Genomic DNA, 15643 nt, shown 5'->3' with positions numbered 1-15643 from the left:
GATTCGGCGGGTCGTGGTTCACCTGGTGGACAGGCAGTCGGCGAGGAGGTCGACCTGTTCCGGGTCCGGGTCGTTGGCGGTGAAGATCAGTTCGTTGCAGCCGGCGCGTTCGAAGTCGGCGACGGTGGCGTGGATCCGGTCGGGCGTGGTGAGTGCGGCGGCGATGCCCTCGTCGATCCATCGTTGTCCGGCGAAGGCGTAGTAGGGGCCGATCGCGTTGGTGATCGCGGTCGTGGCGTCGGGGCCCAACGCGTACATCGCCGAGGCAGTGACGTGCGGGGTGCCGGTGCGCTGGTTGGCTGTCCAGGCGTGCCGCAGCCGGAGTAGGAATTCCTGGAGGTCGGGCACTGTGGCGGTGCCGGCGACCCATCCGCTGCCGCGGGTGGCGATGCGTTCGAGGGTGGCGTCGGAGGTGCCGCCGAACAGCAGCGGAGGACCGCCGGGGGTGGCCGGTCGCAGTGTGTCGCGCCACGTGGTGTCGAGGCGGTCGAGCAGCGCGGTGAACTGCTTGCCGCGGGTCGCGAAGTCGACGTCGCCGGCGGCGTAGTCGTCGCGCCGGAAACCGGCGGCGAGCCCCAGGCGCAACCGGTGCGGGCCGGCGAGGTGGTCCAGCGTGGCCACGGCCTTGGCGAACAGCGCGTGGTTGCTTCGCAAGGGGGCCAGCAGCACGCTGGTCAGCAGGTTGATCCGGGTGGTGGCACCGGCCGCGGCGGCCAGCGTGATCAGTGGTTCGGGGTTGGTCCACAGCAGGCGGTCGTTGACGGCGAGGGTGGAGAAGCCGCGAGCTTCGGCCCGGCGCGCCCATTCCACCAAGGTGCGGCCGTCGGTCCACTGGCCGTGGCTGGGCAGTCCGATCCCGATGTCCATCCGTACTTCCCTCTCTAGCGTTCCGGTGTGGCGTCGGTGAGCAGCCGGTGCAGGACGTGGGGTGGCTGGATCCCCGAGATCGGGCCCCTGCCGTCGACGACCAGGGAGGGGACGCTGGTCGCGCCCTGTTCGGCGGCGCGGCGTTCGTCCGCTCTGACGTGCGCGGCGTAGGCGTCACCGGCCACGAGCGCCGCCACCTCGGTGGCCGGCAGTCCCACCTGTACGCCCAGGTGTCGAAGGACGTGCGGATCGGCGATGTCGGCTCCGTCGGTGTGGTAGGCGAGCAGGAGGTGCTCGGCCATCGCGTCGGCTCGTCCGTGATCGGCGGCGAACTGGAGCAACCGGTGCGCGTCGAAGCTGTTCACCGGCCGGGCGAGATGCAGGTTCAAGGTCAGGCCCTCGGCGGCGCCGAGCGCCTGGATGTGCGCGATCCGGGACGCTGCCTGGTCTCCCCACCAGGCCGGGTCGGCCATCTCCTCCGCGGCCGTCCGGCCGGGCACCCGCCCGAGGTGGGGATCGAGTTCGACGCTGCGCCACCGCACGGCCACTCGGGCACGGGCGGCGAGGCCGCTCAGTGCGGTGTCCAGGCGCCGCTTGCCGATGAAGCTCCACGGGCACAACACGTCGGCGTAGATCTCGACCCACACCGAACCGTTGACGCGTGAATGGTTCACTCATGCACAGTACGATCAGCGCGATTCACGTGTCAACGATTGCGGTCTAAACTTCCCGCTCATGGAGACCGGGCGAGTCAGGGCTACCCAGGACCAGACCACGGCGTGGCGTGCGCTGTTCCGCGCTGATTCGCTGCTGTTCGCCCACCTCAACAACCTGCTGCGGGACAAGGCCGCGATGACCTACTTCGAGCACGAGGTGCTGTCGGCGTTGGACCGGGCCGATGGACGGCTGCGCATGGCCGCGCTCGCGGATGAGCTGATGATCTCCCGCAGCGGGGCGACCCGGCTGGTCACGAAGCTGGAGACCAAGAACGGCTGGGTGACCCGCGCCCTGTCCGCGGCCGACCGCAGAGCCACCTGGGCCGAACTCACCCCGGCCGGCCAGGACGCCCTCGAGACGGCCCGACCCGTGGTCGACGCTGTCGTGGCCACGTTCTTCGCCGACCACCTCGACCCCGGCGAACTGCGCCGCATCGCCGACGCACTGCACCGGCTCGCCGACGCCAACCCCGGAACCTCCGCCTTCGAATGCGGCCTTTGACCCCTCGCGGCGGCGACGGCATGGGCGCGACACTCACCCACCGCGCGATCAAGCACCCGTCCGACGCCCGGGGCCCGACGCGCCCGTCCCCGGTGTCGTAGCGGAGTCCAGCGCCGGCCGCGGCGGGGGTCGCGCTGCTGCAGCGGCGCCAGGAATTGCTGATGCACCGGTGCTTCGCGCGCGGCCCCTATGATCAGGGGCGATTGATCGTGTGCCTGGCGAAGAAGTCGGTGACCGGTGGTCGTGTTCCCGCGGCGCTGTGCCCCACGCCGGGGACCACGACCTTCTCCACGGCCGCGCCGTGGTGGATCAGGCTCTCGGCGAGCCGGTCGAGCTGCTCGGGTCGACTGTGGCCGTGGTCGCCCATGGCGGCCAGGTCGGCCCGCCCGTCGTCGCCGCCGATGACGAGCAGCACCGGCACCCGGGCGACCGCGGCGGGATCCACGGTGATCCCGAACCGTTCCCGGGTGTCGGCGATGCCTTCCGGCCAGGCGAGCGTGTGATCGAGCACGGTCACACCGCCCGGGGCACCGATCGCGACGGCAGCGACCCGGTCCGGGTGCAGGTACAGGAAGCGGTGGGCGAACTGGCCCCCACCGGAGTGCCCGCACAGCAGCACGGTGTCGACGCGGGCGTTCCACCGTGTCCGTACCTGCTCGAGGACGTCGAGCAGCACCAGGTCGAACCGGATGCCGTGGGCGTCGAGGAGCTTGTAGTTGTGGACGTCGTCGGGATCGTCGATGCCGACCGGGAACAGCGGGAACACGACGATCACGCGGTGGTGTTCGGCGAACGGGATGAACCCCTCGCGCAGCTCTCCCACGCTGCGGCCGGTGCCGTGCACCGCCACCACGACGGGCAGCTCACTCTCCGCGGTCCAGCTCGTGGGCACGTAGACGCAGTAGCTGCAGCGCGGCTCGCCCGGTGCGGCGAAGAAGGGTGTGCGTTTGGTCAGCAACCGCCGGCCGGGGTGGGTGGCCGGCAGGTCCGCGACCTGGATCATGAGCGCTCCCCCACGTACTGCGGGATCGGCAGGCGAGCGAGCGGAACGTGGTGCTGTCCTGCGTGGATGTCACGGTCCCGGAGCGAGCCCTGGCTCACCGGTCGCGGGAAGGAGATCTTCACGACGTTGAGCGACGGGATGCGGAACAGCTGGACCGTCTGCTCGTCGACGCGGTAGAGCTGCGCGATCACCCGCTCGTTCAGGAAGGTCTCGTCCGCGGCGACCCGGTAGCCCTCGGCGTCCCGCATGAACAGTTCCATGGTGACCCAGAACGGGCCCGCGTTCTTGGAGCGGACCTCGTGGGCGAGATCGGCCAGCGTGGTGTCAGGCATGGGTCTTCGCCCCCAGCTCGGTGCGGAACAGGCTGGCCGGGTCGGCGCAGTCCACGACGTGGTTGAGCACGAACTCGTAGGCTGCGCCCCGCTCGACCTCGGCCGGGGAGGACGCGAAGGCCAGGCTCGGCAGGTAGTCCATCCCCGGTGTCGGCAGGTGCAGCATGAGCGGGTTGGCGACCTTGGCGACCGCCGTGGCCGTCGCCTGGTCGAGCGCGTTGACCAGCAACATGACGCCGACCTCGCGCGGCGGCCCGGTCTCGGGCTCGAGATCGTCCAGCACCGCGTTGTGGCCGTAGAGGCGGAGGTCGAAGGCGTACTCGTCGTCCGCCAGTTCCAGGGTCTGCCCCACCCGCTGCGTGATCATCGTGCGCATCAGCTGCGCCCAGGCATCGATGTCGGCGAGGACGGACGGGTCGCGGATCGCCGAGAACGACATGGTCTCGTAGCCGGTGATGCGGGCGCCTTCCAGCTTGATCGTGTACTGGTCGGCGACGTGGAACTGCGAGCCCTCGACCCGGACGGTCCGGTCGTCGATCGCGACGTACCGCGCGTCCCGGACGTCGAGGGTGCCGGCGGGCTCCCGCATCTCGAACGGGTTCGCGGACTCGTAGAGCATGTGGGCGGCCACCGAGATCGGTGTGCACGCCACGGCGGGGTCGAGCGGCTCGATGGTGAAGCCGTGGGCGTCGATGGTGGCGAGGACCCCGCCGGCGCGGGGGTTGGTCGTGCACTGCCCACCGCATTCGACGATCTTGGCGGCGTGCCAGGTCGGCCCGGCGGGCATCCCGCGCATGAGCGGGTAGGCGGCCGCGACCGCGGTGTCGGTGGCACGGCCGGCGAGCACGACCTGGGCGCCGGCGCGCAGCGCGTCGACGATCGGTTCGTGCCCCATCGCGCCGACGATGTGGGTGCAGCTCTCGAGCGTCTCGGCCTGCAGCTCGCCCAGCGGCGGCAGCGGGTGGATCCGGCCTGCGTCGAGGTGCTCCTTCAGGTCGGCGGCGTTCTGCTCGCTGTAGATCCGCGCGACCGCCAGGTCCAGGCCTTCCTCGGCCATCACCTGGGCGGCGATCCCGGCGACCCAGTCGACGCCGCTGTCGGTTCCGCTCGTGCCGCAGGAGCCGACGATCACGGGGATGTCCGCGCCGGCGGCGGCAGTCAGCAGGCTGCGCAGATCACGGGCCACCGCCTTGGCGGCCGTCTTGGGCGACGCGGACCCCAGGTAGTAGGGACCGGAGTCGGTGGAGCCGGCGTCGATGCTGATGACGTCGGCCCCCAGGGCGATGCCGCGCTCGATCGTCGCGTGGTCCCAGCCCGCGCCGAGCATGCCGCTCGGCGACAGGATCCGGACGGACGTCACCGGTTCGGTGTCCATGTTCCTTCTTCCACTCCGTTCACCACGAACTGCGCCCGGCCCGCGAGGGCGGCCACCAGTTCCTCGGCGCCGCGCAGGGCCGCGGCGGCACGTGCTTCGGCCGTCTGCCCGGCCATGTGGGAATAGACGACGATCCCGTCCACGCCGCGCAACGGACTGTCGGACGGCAGCGGCTCCTCGGCCGTGACGTCGAGCGCGGCGCCCGCGATCTCACCCGCCCGCACCGCCGCGACCAGCGCGTCCTCGTCGACGATGGCGCCGCGCGCGGTGTTCACCAACATTGCGGTCGGCCGCATCCGCTGGAACGCTGTCGCGTCCAGCAGCCCGCGGGTCCGTTCGGTCAGTGCGGTGTGCACCGAGACGTGGTCCGAGACCGACAGCAGCTCCGGCAGCTCGACGAACCGGACACCGGGATCCCGCAGCTCCGCCGGCAGATTCGTCGCGCAGACTACGTCCATGCCGAACGCGCGGGCCAGCGGCACCACCGCCCGCGCCGACGCGCCGTAGCCGATCAGCCCTAGCGTCGAGCCCCGCAGCTCGTGCCCGTCCTCGCGCGGCCAGCCACCCCGCGCCACGCCCTGCGCGGACTGCACGAGCCGCCGAGCCCCCGCGAGCAGCAGACCGAGGGTGTACTCGGCCACGGCGTTGGCGTTGATCCCCGGCAGGTTGCTCACCGTGATCCCCAGTCGGGCCGCCGCGGCGACGTCGACCGAGTCGTGACCCACGCCTGTCCGCACGATCACCCGCAGCCGCGACGCGCGGGCGAGGACAGCGGCCGTCAACGGCTCGTTGGCCACCAGGGCCGCGTCGATCCCGACGAGGGCCGCGGCGAGTTCGTCGGGATCGCGCCGGCTGACCATCGGCGAATGGACGGTCTGCAACCCGGCACGCGTCAGGAACCGGTCGACGTCGTCGCCGGGACGCAGGTAGTCCGTGGTGATCAGCACGCGCTCGTTCACAGCGGACGACTCGCGCCCGAGCGGCGCTGCAGGGCACCGACGCGTGCGACCACCAGCACGGCGAGGAGCGCGAGGATCGCGACGTGGAGCAGCAGCATCGGCCAGCCGGTCAGGTCGACCAGACCGCCGACCACCGCCGGCCCCAGGAAGCCGCCGCTCACCCAGCCGACGGTGTAGAGCCCGGTGTAGGTCCCGACCACGCGGTCGGACGGGGCGAGGTTCCACAGCACGACCACCGCGTTGACCAGGAACGAGGACGCACCGGCTGACGCCACGCACAGGCCGGTGACGACGCCGGCGGGCGTCGCCACCACGGTGGCGAGCACCATGCCGGCCGCGAACACCGTCATCCCGACGGCCATCACCCGCAGCCGGCCGAAGCGTTCGGCGAGCCTCGCCACCGGATAGGCAGCGACGATGAAGGCCACTCCGCTGGGCAGGGTCACGCCGCCCGCCTCGCCGCGGGACATGTGCAGCACCTCCATGCCGTAGGGCGTGATGAGCGCCCGCGAGGCAGCCCACGCACCGCCGAAGAGGAGGATGGACACCATCAGCAGCAACCGGCTGCGGTCCCGGTCTCGTACGATGTCGAGCACCGTGTCCCGCACCCGCGCGGCGGGTGCCGCTGCGCCGCGCTGCTCGCGGTCCTCCTCCACGGCGCTCCGGTAGGCCGGCGACCGGCTGTCCCGCACGTTCACCGCCAGCACGACCAGCGACACCACCATCAGGACCGCTGGGATCCCGAACGACAGCTTCGGATACGTGTCGATCAGGAAGATGCTGATCAGCGCCGCGACCATCACGGTGAGGCTGGCCGCGATCTTGACGACCGCGTTGGCCCGGCTCCGCCGCTCGGGCGGGACGAAGTCCGGGAGCAGGGACTCGGCGATCGGCTTGAACGAGTTCGCCACCAGCGCGTAGCCGAACATGACCAGGATCAGCAGCGGCAACGAGCCCGCGACGTGCGGGATGAGGACGAACAGCAGCGCGGCCACGGGCATTCCGACGAGCAGGTACGGCATGCGCCGGCCCCACGAGGTGCGCGTGCGGTCCGACCGGTTGCCCATCCACGGCTGGACGAAGATGCCGAGCACGTTGTCCATGCCCATCAAGAGACCGATCAGCGCGGCACTGGCGATGTGCTCGCGGAGCAGCGGTGGAACCTGCGAGTCGTAGAGGTTCCACGTCGACTCCTGCGCGAAGACCGCCAGGGCGACGAGGACCGTGATCCGGCCCGTCGACGCGCGCTGTGTGCTCGACGTCGTCGTCATGCAGCACCTTCCCTCTCCTCGTCGCCGGGGCGGCGCGCACCACCGTACTTTTGCTATAGCTTGACCGTCAATAGTTGCAAACCGTCTTTGCCATGGCAGATAGGGTGAGGCTGTGGCACGGGAGACGTTGAAGGGCCTGGTGGCCGACACGCTGGCGGACCGCGCGTACCGCTCCATCCGCGACGCGGTCGCGACGGGCGAGCTGCGGCCGGGGCAGAAGGTCACCGAACGCGGGCTCGCCGAGCGGCTGTCGGTGAGCCCCACACCGGTGCGGGAGGCCGTCCGGCGGCTCGAGCAGGACGGTCTCCTCGAACGAACCGGACCACGGACGGTTCAGGTGTCCGCCGTCGGAGACGCCGCGATCCACGACCTCGCCGAGGTCGAGGTGGCACTTCGCGGGATGGTGGCTCGGTTCGCCGCGCGACACGCGTCCCCGGAACAGCTGGACCTCCTCGACGCCGTGCTCGACGACGCCGACGACCTGCTGATCCTCGTCAAGCAGCGCCAGCAGGCAGGCCAGGACGTGGCCCGGCACGTGGAGCGACTGCTCGACGCCATGCAGCGCTTCAACGAGGTCGTCGAGGCCTGCGCCCACAACCCGGTCCTGGTCCGCCTGCTCGACCAGACTCGCGTGTTCTCCTGGCCGGAACGGCGGGCCCGGCTCATCGAACGCATCGCCGAGAACGACAAGTTCGGCCTGGAGCGCTACGGCAGCCATCGCGCGCTCGTCCGGGCGTTGCGGGCGGGCGACCCGGTGGCGGCCGAGGCGCTCGTCCTGGAGGACGCCCGGGGCGGGTTGGGAGATCTGCTCGCCGCGCCGGCCACGTCGACGACCACCGGCAGCCCGGCACGACCGTCACCGCCCCACGACGACGAGCAGGGTCAGATCGCCGTCGACCCGGATCCGGCACTCCGGCCCGAAACCGCATGAGGACTCCCGCTCCTCGAACACCGCCGGCCCGGTGAGTGCCGTGCCGGGCCCGCAGCCGGCACCGGTCCCACACCGTGGCCGCGAGTCGGCCGCGGGCCAGGTCCAGTTCGGGGAGCTCGACCTCGATCCCCGATCCCTGCCCCAGATAGCGCATGTCCGCGGAGCGCCGCATCCGCACCACGTCCGTGACATCCGGGCACAGAACCGCGTTGGCGCGCACGGCTCGAGAAGCTCAACCACCTCCACGTCGCCCGATCCATCGACGACCAACTCGCCGCCGGACGCGGCCCGACCACCATCCGCCGGTTGGTCGCGACCCTGTCCCAGCGCCCTCGGCGAGGCGGTACAGCTAGTCCGACCCATGATCGCCGCGTTCGAGCGGCAACGGCGCGCCCAGCCACCGCGCAACAAGAGCAGCACGCACACGGCGTGAACTGCAGGAACGGTGAACCGAAGATCGATCAGCGAAGGGTGGAGCTGAGGGGACTCGAACCCCTGACCCCTTGACTGCCAGTCAAGTGCGCTACCAGCTGCGCCACAGCCCCTTGCCCGACGAACGGTACACGAAAACCTCCCACGGGTTGCACGGGGGTCCCCTACGGTCGGGGCATGCAGCCAGCCGACATCGGGCGCCCTGTCTCGGTCAGCTCCCCTCGTGTCAGCCCGGACGGGACGCGGGTCGCGTTCGTCGTCACGCGCGTGGATCTCGCGGCCAACACCTACCGCAGCGCGGTGTGGTTGGCGCACGTCGACGGGTCGGTGCCGCCGTTCCCGGTCACTTCGGGCGAGCACACCGACGGGTCGCCGGTGTGGTCGCCGGACGGGCGGCGGTTGGCGTTCACGAGCCGGCGGGGGCTGGATGCGACGGAGAGCTCGTTGCACGTCCTGCCGGTGGACGGGCCGGGCGAGACGGTGCGGTTGTGCGTGCGGCCGGAGCCGATCGGGGCGCCGGCGTTCTCCCCGGACGGAACGCGGATCGCGTTCGTGTCGCGGGAGCGGAGCCGGCGCTGGGCGGACGGCGACGACGAGCGGGCGCGTCCGCCGCGGCGGATCGATCGCCTGTTCTCCCGGCTGGACGGGGTGGGCTGGACGATCGACCGGCCGGCCGGGGTGTTCGTGGTGGCGGCGCACGGGTCGACGGCTCCGGTGCAGGTCGCGGACGGTCCGTTCGACCACAGCGACCCGGTGTCGGCGCCGGACGGCAACTCGCTGGTGGTCTCCGCGGGCCGGGAGGACGGCTGGGACCTCGACGGGCGCACCGACCTGTACGCCGTCGACCTGACGGGCGGGACCACTCCCCGGTTGATCACGAAGGACGGGTTCGCGTACATGTCGCCGGCGTTCGACCCGGCGGGCTCGCGGGTGGCGGCGCTGGTCACCGACCCGCGAGTCGTGCCGACGCACGCGGACGTGGTGGTGCTGGACGTGGAGAGCGGCGCTCGGGTGGCCGTGCCGACCGAGCGGATCGACCGCCAGTGCGCGCCGTTCCCGGGTTCACGCGCCCCCATCTGGGACGGCGACGAGCGGTGTTCGCCATCGAGGACCACGGCGCCACCCACGTCCTGCGGGTTCCGGTCGACGGCGGGGACGCCGAGGTCGTGGTCGGCGGCACCAGGGTCGTGACGGGCTACGACCTCGCCGGCGGCACGCTCGCGTTCACCGCGGGCTCGCCGACGGCGCTGCCGGAGCTGCACGTGCTCGTCGGCGGGCAGGAGCGGCAGCTCACTGCGTTGAACGCGGCGTTCCACGCCGACGTGCCGCCCGCCGAGCCGGAGCACTTCAGGGTGCCCTCCCCCGCCGGCGACGGCGACATCGACGCGTGGCTGATCCGGCCGCACGAGCCGGTGGACCCGGCGAGCGTCCCGCTGCTGGTGTCGATCCACGGCGGACCGATGACGCAGTACGGCAACACGTGGTTCGACGAGTTCCAGCTGTGGGCCGGCGCGGGCTACGCGGTCGTCTACTGCAACCCGCACGGCTCCAGCGGCCACACCGACGCGTTCGCGCAGGCCATCCGGCCGCCGGAGGCCGAGGTCCTTCCCGGCACCGGGTGGGGCGGCATCGACGCCGACGACGTGCTCGCCGTGCTCGACGCCGTGCTGGAGCGGGAGCCGGTGCTCGACCGGGACCGGGTCGGCGTGCTCGGCGGCTCGTACGGCGGCTACCTGACGAGCTGGCTCATCGGGCACTCCGACCGGTTCGCTGCCGCGTGCAGCGAGCGGGCGGTGAACAACATGGAGTCGGAGGAGTGGTCCTCGGACGCGGCTGGCTGGTTCCGCTGGGAGCTGGGGGTGAGCCACGTCGAGGCCCCGGAGGTCTACCGGCGCATCTCACCGGTCACGTATGCGCGCGACATCACCACCCCACTGCTGATCATCCATTCGGAGAACGACCTGCGCTGCCACGTCGAGCAGGCGGACGCGATGTTCGTTGCGCTGCGCCAGCTCGGTCGCGAGGTCGAGTACTGGCGGTTCCCCGAGGAGGGGCACGAGCTGTCGCGCAGCGGATCGCCGCGGCACCGGGTGCAGCGCGCCGAGCTGATCCTCGACTGGTTCGGCCGGCACCTCGGCGGGCGCCGGCCGACGATCAGCTGGGACCACCCGTCCCGCGCGGAGTGATCACTTCCCGGCGAGCACCGTGTCGAGCCAGCCCGATGCGTTGATGTCGATGCGCTTGCCGTCCTTCGCCACGGTCGGGGTGCCGAACACGCCCTGGTTCTTGAGGCCGGCGGCGCTCGTGGCGGCGTCGGTCTCCTTCTTGATCGCGGCGTCGTTCTTGGTGCCCTTCACGCATGCCGCGAAGTCGGCACCGGCACCGAGGTCGGTGCCGTAGGAGACGAGCTGGTCGTCGGTGAGACCGGCGCTGTTCTCCGCGGGCTGCACGTTGAACAGCTTCTGGTGGTAGGCGCCGTAGATGCCGGCAGCGGCGGCGCAGAGGGACGCGTCGGCGGCGCGGGTGGAGTAGCCCGCCGGCTTGGTGCGGGCGTCGAGCAGGCCGAGCATGTGGTACTTGACGGTCAGCTTGCCGTCGTTGAGCGCGGTGATGATCTTGTTGCCGTCGCGCTTCTCCAGCGCGAGGCAGCCCGGGCACAGGAAGTCCTCGTAGACGTCGATGACGACCGGACCCGTACCAGCGGTGACGACGGCGCCGGACGCGGTGGCCGTGAACGTCGGCGTCACCGGGCGGGTGCTGAACCAGTACCACCCGCCCGCGACCACGACGACGAGCGCGATGACGATGCCGGCCGCGATCATCGGCACGCGGTTCTTGTCGGCCTTCGACTGCGGCACCCGGATCCCGGCTGCGGCGAGCCGGGCTTCCCGTTCCGCCTGCTGCCGTCGCTTCGCGTTGCGCGCCCCGCCGCTCATGTCGCCGTCCTTCCCTCAACGATCCCGTCCAGCGCGGCCAGCGTGCGCGGCCGAGCGACCAGCCAGACCGCGAGCACCAGGAAGCCGGCGTCGCGGAGCAGTTCCAGACCGTAGGCGGTGGCGTCGGGATCGACGGCACCGCCACCTCCGAAGCACCCGCAGTCGATCGCGAGGCCGCGCGCCCAGGCCTGCAGGAGGCCGGCGACGAAGGTGAGCAGCAGTGCCGTCGACACCGCGGCGACGGCACGCACACCCAGTCCGACCAGCAACAACAGCCCGAGGGCGAGCTCCAACCACGGCAGAACGGCGGCGACCGGGCCGACGGCGTCGAGCGGAAGGACGTCGTACGCGCGGACGGCGACGTAGGTCTGGCCGGCGTCGGCCGCCTTGATGCCGCCGGACACCAGCCACACCGCGGCGAGCCCGAGGCGCGCGAGCGTGCCGATCACGTCGAGCGCGCGGCCGTTCACACGTTCAGCCTAGCGACGGGTCATTCGGCCATCGTCGGCGCCGCCCGCGACCACTGCCGGGCGGTCAGCTCCTCGACGACGAAGCGGGCGAGGTCCGCGCGGGTCACGCGCAGCCCGCCCGGCGGGTTGGCACCGTCCACGACCCGGACGGTGCCCGTACCCGGCTCGTCGACGAGCCGGGCCGGCCGCACGAACGTGTAGTCGACGCCGCTCGCACGCACGATCTCCTCCATGCGGCGCATGTCGCCGTACGCCTCCCGCATGGCGGTGCGCGCGAGCAGCCGGTACCACCACGGGTGGTGCGGGTCGTCGACACGCACTCCGCTGGAGGTGACGGCCACGAGCCGGTCGACCCCGGCTGCCGCCATGCCCGCGACGATCGTGCCGGCGGCCGCGGAGTACAGGCCGTCCGCCGTGCGCCTCGCCGGCCCGACCGCGCTGACCACGACGTCCTGCCCGGCCAGCGCGGCGGTGACCGCATCGGCATCGCGGACGTCGACCCGCACGGTCCGCACACCGGGGACGTCCAATGGCCCGCGCGCGGCCGCGACGACCTCGTGTCCGGCGCCGACGGCCTCCTCGACGACGAGCCGACCGGTGCGTCCGCCCGCACCGAAGACGACCACCTTGACCACGGCATCCTCCACCGAACAGCGTTAGTTACGAACACTGTACGCTCGCCGGCATGGCCTCCAGCGCACGCACCCGTCCGGCCAGACCGGCGTTGAGCCGCGCCGGCATCGTCGCGACCGCGCTCGCCGTCTGCACGGCGGACGGCATCGCCGCGGTCACCATGCGTCGGGTCGCCCGGGAGCTCGACACGGCCGCCGCCTCGCTCTACGTGTACGTCGCCGACCGCGACGAGCTGGTGGCCGCCGCTCACGACCTTGCCGTGGCCGACGTCGAGCTCCCCACGTCCGCGGACGGGAGCTGGCGGGATCGGCTGGAGCTGCTCGTCGAGCGGACCGCCGCAGCCCTGGCCGCTCGCGGCGACATCGCCGTCGTCGGGTTGACCGGGACGCCGGGCCCGGCGGCGCTGCGCGTCATCGACGAGATGGTGCGGTTGCTCCGCACAGCCGGGTTGCCTGCCCTGCAGTGTGCGTGGGCGGTCGACCTGCTCGGGAAGCACATCGCGGCCGCCGCGCTGGAGGACCGAACCGGCGGCGCACCGCGCGTCGACGACGTCGAGTCGTACCCGGCACTGGCCGAGATCGCCACGGTGCTCACCGACGGCGACCCGGCGACGAGGGCGGCGTGGAAGCTCGGCGTGCTGCTCGACGGGCTGGAGAGGCGAGCATCACCGCAGGTCAGGCGAGGCTGACCGGGATCGAGGTCACCGGAGGTCCGGCCTACGATTCCGCCATGACCGAGACGCCCGGGCCTGCGGAGTTCGCCGAGCACGTGGCGGACCACCACCACTCCGACGTGTCGGGCGGCTGGTTGCGGGCCGCCGTCTTCGGCGCGATGGACGGGCTCGTCACCAACATCGGGCTGGTGGCCGGCGTCGGCGGTGGCGGCGCGGACCGGGAGCTGATCATCCTGACGGGCATGGCCGGGCTCGTGGCCGGCGCGTTCTCGATGGCGCTGGGCGAGTTCGCCTCGGTCGACACGCAGAACGAGGCCGTCGCGCACGAGGTCTCGGTCGAGCGGGACGAGATCAAGCGGCATCCGAAGGCGGAGCAGGCCGAGCTCGCCGCCATGTACGAGGAGATGGGGCTGTCCGCCGACACCGCGGAGGCCGTGGCCCGCGACGTGCACCGCAACCCGGAGCTGGCGGTGCGCGTGCACATCACGCAGGAGCTGGGTGTCGACCCTGAGGAGAGCCCCTCGCCGTGGACCGCGGCGATCTCGTCGTTCCTGTGCTTCTCGGTGGGCGGGGTGATCCCGCTCATACCGTTCCTGCTCGGCGCCTCAGCGTTGTGGACGGGGTTGGCCGTCGGCGCAGTGGGCCTGTTCGTCCTCGGCGCGTTGACCTCGCGGTTCACCCAGCGGTCGTGGCTGTTCGCGGGCGTGCGGCAGCTGCTGTTCGGCGCGCTCGCGGCGGGCGCGACCTACCTCGTCGGGCTGCTGATCGGGGTGGGTGTCTCCGGGTAGCGGGGGCAGTCGTCGGGCGCGCAGCTGACGACGGCGTCGCCGGCTGCGGTGGACCGCGTCGGCAGTGTCTCGGGCGCGCGTGCCCAGACGAGCAGGCCCACCGCGAGGACCGCGCCCGTCAGGCCGAACGCAGCGCCGAACCCGGCCCACTCGGCGAGCAGGCCCGCGACCACGGGGCCCACGATGGCGCCCAGGTCGCCGGCCATCTGGAAGCCGGCGAGGACGGTGCCGCCGCGGGCCCGGCCACCGATCACGTCGGCGACCACGGCGTTCAGCGGCGGGTTGAGGAAGCCGCTGCCCAGCCCGGCGACGAGGCTCAGCACGAGGAACCACGCGGGATCGGTGACCATCCCGATCCCGGCCGTGGCCGCGGCGGAGACGGCGAGCCCGGCGAGGATCGGCGGGCGGCGGCCCCACCGGTCGGCCACCCGTCCGGACAGCACGAGCATGGCTGCGCTGCCGGCCGCGAAGACGGCGAGGGCGACCCCGCTCCACGACCCGGGCTGGCCCAGCACCTCGACGACGAACAGCGGCACGAGCGCGACCCGCACCCCGAACACGGCCCATCCGTTGGCGAAGCTCCCCATCAGCGCCGAGCGGTAGGCGGGCGCGCGGACCGCGTCGACGAACCGGGCCGGCGGCACCGGCACCTCCCCGGTGCCGACCGGCTCCGCGGCACGTCCGCGCAGCAACGGCCCGCAGATCAGGATGACGAGGACCAGCGCGCCCGCGTAGACGAGGAACGGGGCGCGGAGGTCGAGCTCGGCGAGCCCGCCGCCAAGGATCGGGCCGGCGATGTTGCCCAGCAGGAACCCGGTGGCCCACCAGCCGGACGCCCGGCCGCGCAGCGCCGGCGGCGCGAGCCGCACCAGCAGCGACAGCGCCGACACGGTGAACATCGTGGAGCCGATGCCGCCGACCGCCCGCAGCACCAGCAGCTGCCAGTAGGCGGCCGCGAACGCCATGGCGGCACTGGTGGCGGCCACGACCGCGACGCCGACGACGAACCCGGGCAGCTCGCCGAACCGGCCGACGACCCGCCCCGACATCGGGGCGAACACCAGCCGGGACAGTGCGAACACGCTGATCACGAGGGAGGCGGCGGTGATCCCGACGTCGAAGCTGCGGACGAAGACCGGCAGGATCGGCGCCACCATCCCGTACCCGACGGCGACGAGGAACGCGCCGCCGACGAGGACCCAGATTCCTGCGGGGAGCCGATCACGGGACTGCACCCCCCGACATTACGTCGGCGGCGGAACGCCTCAGAGGTTCGGGAACCAGAGCTTGATCTCGCGCTCCGCGCTCTCGCTCGAGTCGGACCCGTGGACCAGGTTGAACTGCGTCTCGAGGCCGAAGTCGCCGCGGATGGTGCCCGGCGTGGCCTTCTCGACGGGGTCGGTGCCGCCCGCGAGCTGCCGCCACGCGGCGATCGCCCGCGGCCCCTCGACGACGGCGGCGAGCACCGGACCCGAGGTGATGAACTCCAGCAGCGAACCGAAGAACGGCTTGCCGTCGTGCTCCGCGTAGTGCTGCGCGGCCACCTCCTGGCTGACCAGCCGCAGGTCCATCGCGACGATCGTGAGGCCCTTGCGTTCGATCCGGGAGAGCACCTCGCCGACGAGCTTGCGCTCGACACCGTCGGGCTTGACGAGGACCAGAGTGCGTTCAGTCACGCAACACAGCGTAGCGATGCATCGAGCCTGGTCCCCCGCGGGCGGTCGTTGACACATTCCCATATAGGAATATGATCGG

At 72.1% G+C, this 15643-nt stretch carries 18 protein-coding genes and 1 tRNA gene; 6 read left to right on the top strand and 13 right to left on the bottom strand.

Features of this window, described 5'->3' with window-relative positions; all coding sequences use genetic code 11:
- Positions 1-18: 18 nt before the first annotated feature.
- Both ACQEVB_RS13355 and ACQEVB_RS13350 read right to left on the bottom strand, forming a co-directional pair.
- Positions 19-867 carry an LLM class flavin-dependent oxidoreductase gene (locus ACQEVB_RS13355; protein WP_432969799.1) on the bottom strand — a complete coding sequence of 283 codons (849 nt, stop codon included), beginning with the start codon at positions 865-867 and terminating at the stop codon, positions 19-21.
- A gap of 14 nt (positions 868-881) precedes the next feature.
- Positions 882-1541, bottom strand: a complete 660-nt coding sequence (locus ACQEVB_RS13350) for a DsbA family oxidoreductase (RefSeq protein WP_432969796.1) — start codon at positions 1539-1541, stop codon at positions 882-884.
- Positions 1542-1602: 61 nt separating this feature from the next.
- Here ACQEVB_RS13350 and ACQEVB_RS13345 point away from each other — a divergent pair, with 61 nt between their 5' ends.
- Positions 1603-2085 (top strand): MarR family winged helix-turn-helix transcriptional regulator, encoded by a 483-nt coding sequence (locus ACQEVB_RS13345; RefSeq protein ID WP_432969793.1) that lies wholly within the window; start codon positions 1603-1605, stop codon positions 2083-2085.
- 193 nt (positions 2086-2278) lie between these two features.
- On the opposite strand, the gene ACQEVB_RS13340 is transcribed toward ACQEVB_RS13345, so the two are convergent.
- Genes ACQEVB_RS13340 through ACQEVB_RS13320 form a run of 5 tightly spaced genes read right to left on the bottom strand, consistent with a single transcriptional unit; the run spans position 2279 to position 7025 of the window.
- A complete protein-coding gene (locus ACQEVB_RS13340) occupies positions 2279-3088 on the bottom strand; it encodes an alpha/beta hydrolase (RefSeq protein ID WP_432969790.1) in 810 nt (269 codons plus the stop codon).
- Positions 3085-3420: a DUF4387 domain-containing protein gene (locus tag ACQEVB_RS13335; protein ID WP_432969787.1), complete on the bottom strand. Its 336-nt coding sequence runs from the start codon at positions 3418-3420 to the stop codon at positions 3085-3087. The genes ACQEVB_RS13340 and ACQEVB_RS13335 overlap by 4 nt, the downstream gene beginning before the upstream one ends.
- On the bottom strand, positions 3413-4795 hold the full coding sequence (locus ACQEVB_RS13330) for an acyclic terpene utilization AtuA family protein (RefSeq protein WP_432969784.1): 1383 nt from the start codon (positions 4793-4795) through the stop codon (positions 3413-3415). The genes ACQEVB_RS13335 and ACQEVB_RS13330 overlap by 8 nt, the downstream gene beginning before the upstream one ends.
- Positions 4777-5742, bottom strand: a complete 966-nt coding sequence (locus ACQEVB_RS13325) for an NAD(P)-dependent oxidoreductase (RefSeq protein ID WP_432969781.1) — start codon at positions 5740-5742, stop codon at positions 4777-4779. The genes ACQEVB_RS13330 and ACQEVB_RS13325 overlap by 19 nt, the downstream gene beginning before the upstream one ends.
- Before the next feature lie 8 nt (positions 5743-5750).
- Positions 5751-7025 (bottom strand): MFS transporter, encoded by a 1275-nt coding sequence (locus ACQEVB_RS13320; protein ID WP_432969778.1) that lies wholly within the window; start codon positions 7023-7025, stop codon positions 5751-5753.
- 112 nt (positions 7026-7137) lie between these two features.
- Between ACQEVB_RS13320 and ACQEVB_RS13315 the strand changes: the two genes are divergently transcribed.
- Positions 7138-7956, top strand: a complete 819-nt coding sequence (locus ACQEVB_RS13315) for a GntR family transcriptional regulator (protein WP_432969775.1) — start codon at positions 7138-7140, stop codon at positions 7954-7956.
- Between the two features lie 472 nt (positions 7957-8428).
- Here the strand turns inward: ACQEVB_RS13315 and ACQEVB_RS13310 are convergent.
- A tRNA-Ala gene (locus tag ACQEVB_RS13310) sits at positions 8429-8501 on the bottom strand.
- 64 nt (positions 8502-8565) lie between these two features.
- Here ACQEVB_RS13310 and ACQEVB_RS13305 point away from each other — a divergent pair.
- Together ACQEVB_RS13305 and ACQEVB_RS13300 are read left to right on the top strand one after the other, a co-directional pair.
- Positions 8566-9579 (top strand): TolB family protein, encoded by a 1014-nt coding sequence (locus ACQEVB_RS13305; RefSeq protein ID WP_432969772.1) that lies wholly within the window; start codon positions 8566-8568, stop codon positions 9577-9579.
- Positions 9483-10574: an alpha/beta hydrolase family protein gene (locus ACQEVB_RS13300; protein WP_432969769.1), complete on the top strand. Its 1092-nt coding sequence runs from the start codon at positions 9483-9485 to the stop codon at positions 10572-10574. Before ACQEVB_RS13305 ends, ACQEVB_RS13300 begins: the two co-directional genes overlap by 97 nt.
- Here the strand turns inward: ACQEVB_RS13300 and ACQEVB_RS13295 are convergent, their stop codons facing one another.
- From ACQEVB_RS13295 to ACQEVB_RS13285, 3 genes are read right to left on the bottom strand one after another with little or no spacing between them, the layout of a single operon-like run.
- Complete coding sequence (locus ACQEVB_RS13295) at positions 10575-11324, bottom strand: DsbA family protein (protein WP_432969766.1); 750 nt, start codon at positions 11322-11324, stop codon at positions 10575-10577.
- Positions 11321-11794, bottom strand: coding sequence for a MauE/DoxX family redox-associated membrane protein (locus ACQEVB_RS13290; protein ID WP_432969763.1), 474 nt, complete (start codon positions 11792-11794; stop codon positions 11321-11323). The genes ACQEVB_RS13295 and ACQEVB_RS13290 overlap by 4 nt, the downstream gene beginning before the upstream one ends.
- Positions 11795-11814: 20 nt before the next feature.
- Positions 11815-12429: an NAD(P)-dependent oxidoreductase gene (locus ACQEVB_RS13285; RefSeq protein ID WP_432969760.1), complete on the bottom strand. Its 615-nt coding sequence runs from the start codon at positions 12427-12429 to the stop codon at positions 11815-11817.
- A 50-nt stretch (positions 12430-12479) separates the two neighbouring features.
- Between ACQEVB_RS13285 and ACQEVB_RS13280 the strand changes: the two genes are divergently transcribed.
- Both ACQEVB_RS13280 and ACQEVB_RS13275 read left to right on the top strand, forming a co-directional pair.
- Positions 12480-13115 (top strand): TetR/AcrR family transcriptional regulator, encoded by a 636-nt coding sequence (locus tag ACQEVB_RS13280; protein ID WP_432969757.1) that lies wholly within the window; start codon positions 12480-12482, stop codon positions 13113-13115.
- Between the two features lie 41 nt (positions 13116-13156).
- Positions 13157-13888, top strand: coding sequence for a VIT1/CCC1 transporter family protein (locus ACQEVB_RS13275; protein ID WP_432969754.1), 732 nt, complete (start codon positions 13157-13159; stop codon positions 13886-13888).
- Here ACQEVB_RS13275 and ACQEVB_RS13270 read toward each other — a convergent pair.
- Both ACQEVB_RS13270 and ndk read right to left on the bottom strand, forming a co-directional pair.
- Positions 13846-15123: an MFS transporter gene (locus ACQEVB_RS13270; protein WP_432969752.1), complete on the bottom strand. Its 1278-nt coding sequence runs from the start codon at positions 15121-15123 to the stop codon at positions 13846-13848. The two genes, ACQEVB_RS13275 and ACQEVB_RS13270, sit on opposite strands and share 43 nt — an antisense overlap.
- A gap of 30 nt (positions 15124-15153) precedes the next feature.
- Entirely contained in the window at positions 15154-15564 is a 411-nt protein-coding gene (ndk, locus tag ACQEVB_RS13265; protein WP_432969749.1) for a nucleoside-diphosphate kinase, read from the bottom strand.
- Between the last annotated feature and the right edge of the window lie 79 nt (positions 15565-15643).

It is taken from the genome of Pseudonocardia sp. CA-107938 (assembly GCF_050936315.1).
Lineage (GTDB): Bacteria > Actinomycetota > Actinomycetes > Mycobacteriales > Pseudonocardiaceae > Pseudonocardia.
Note: the sequence above shows the minus strand (reverse complement) of the source record. Positions and strands in the feature narration are given on the sequence as shown.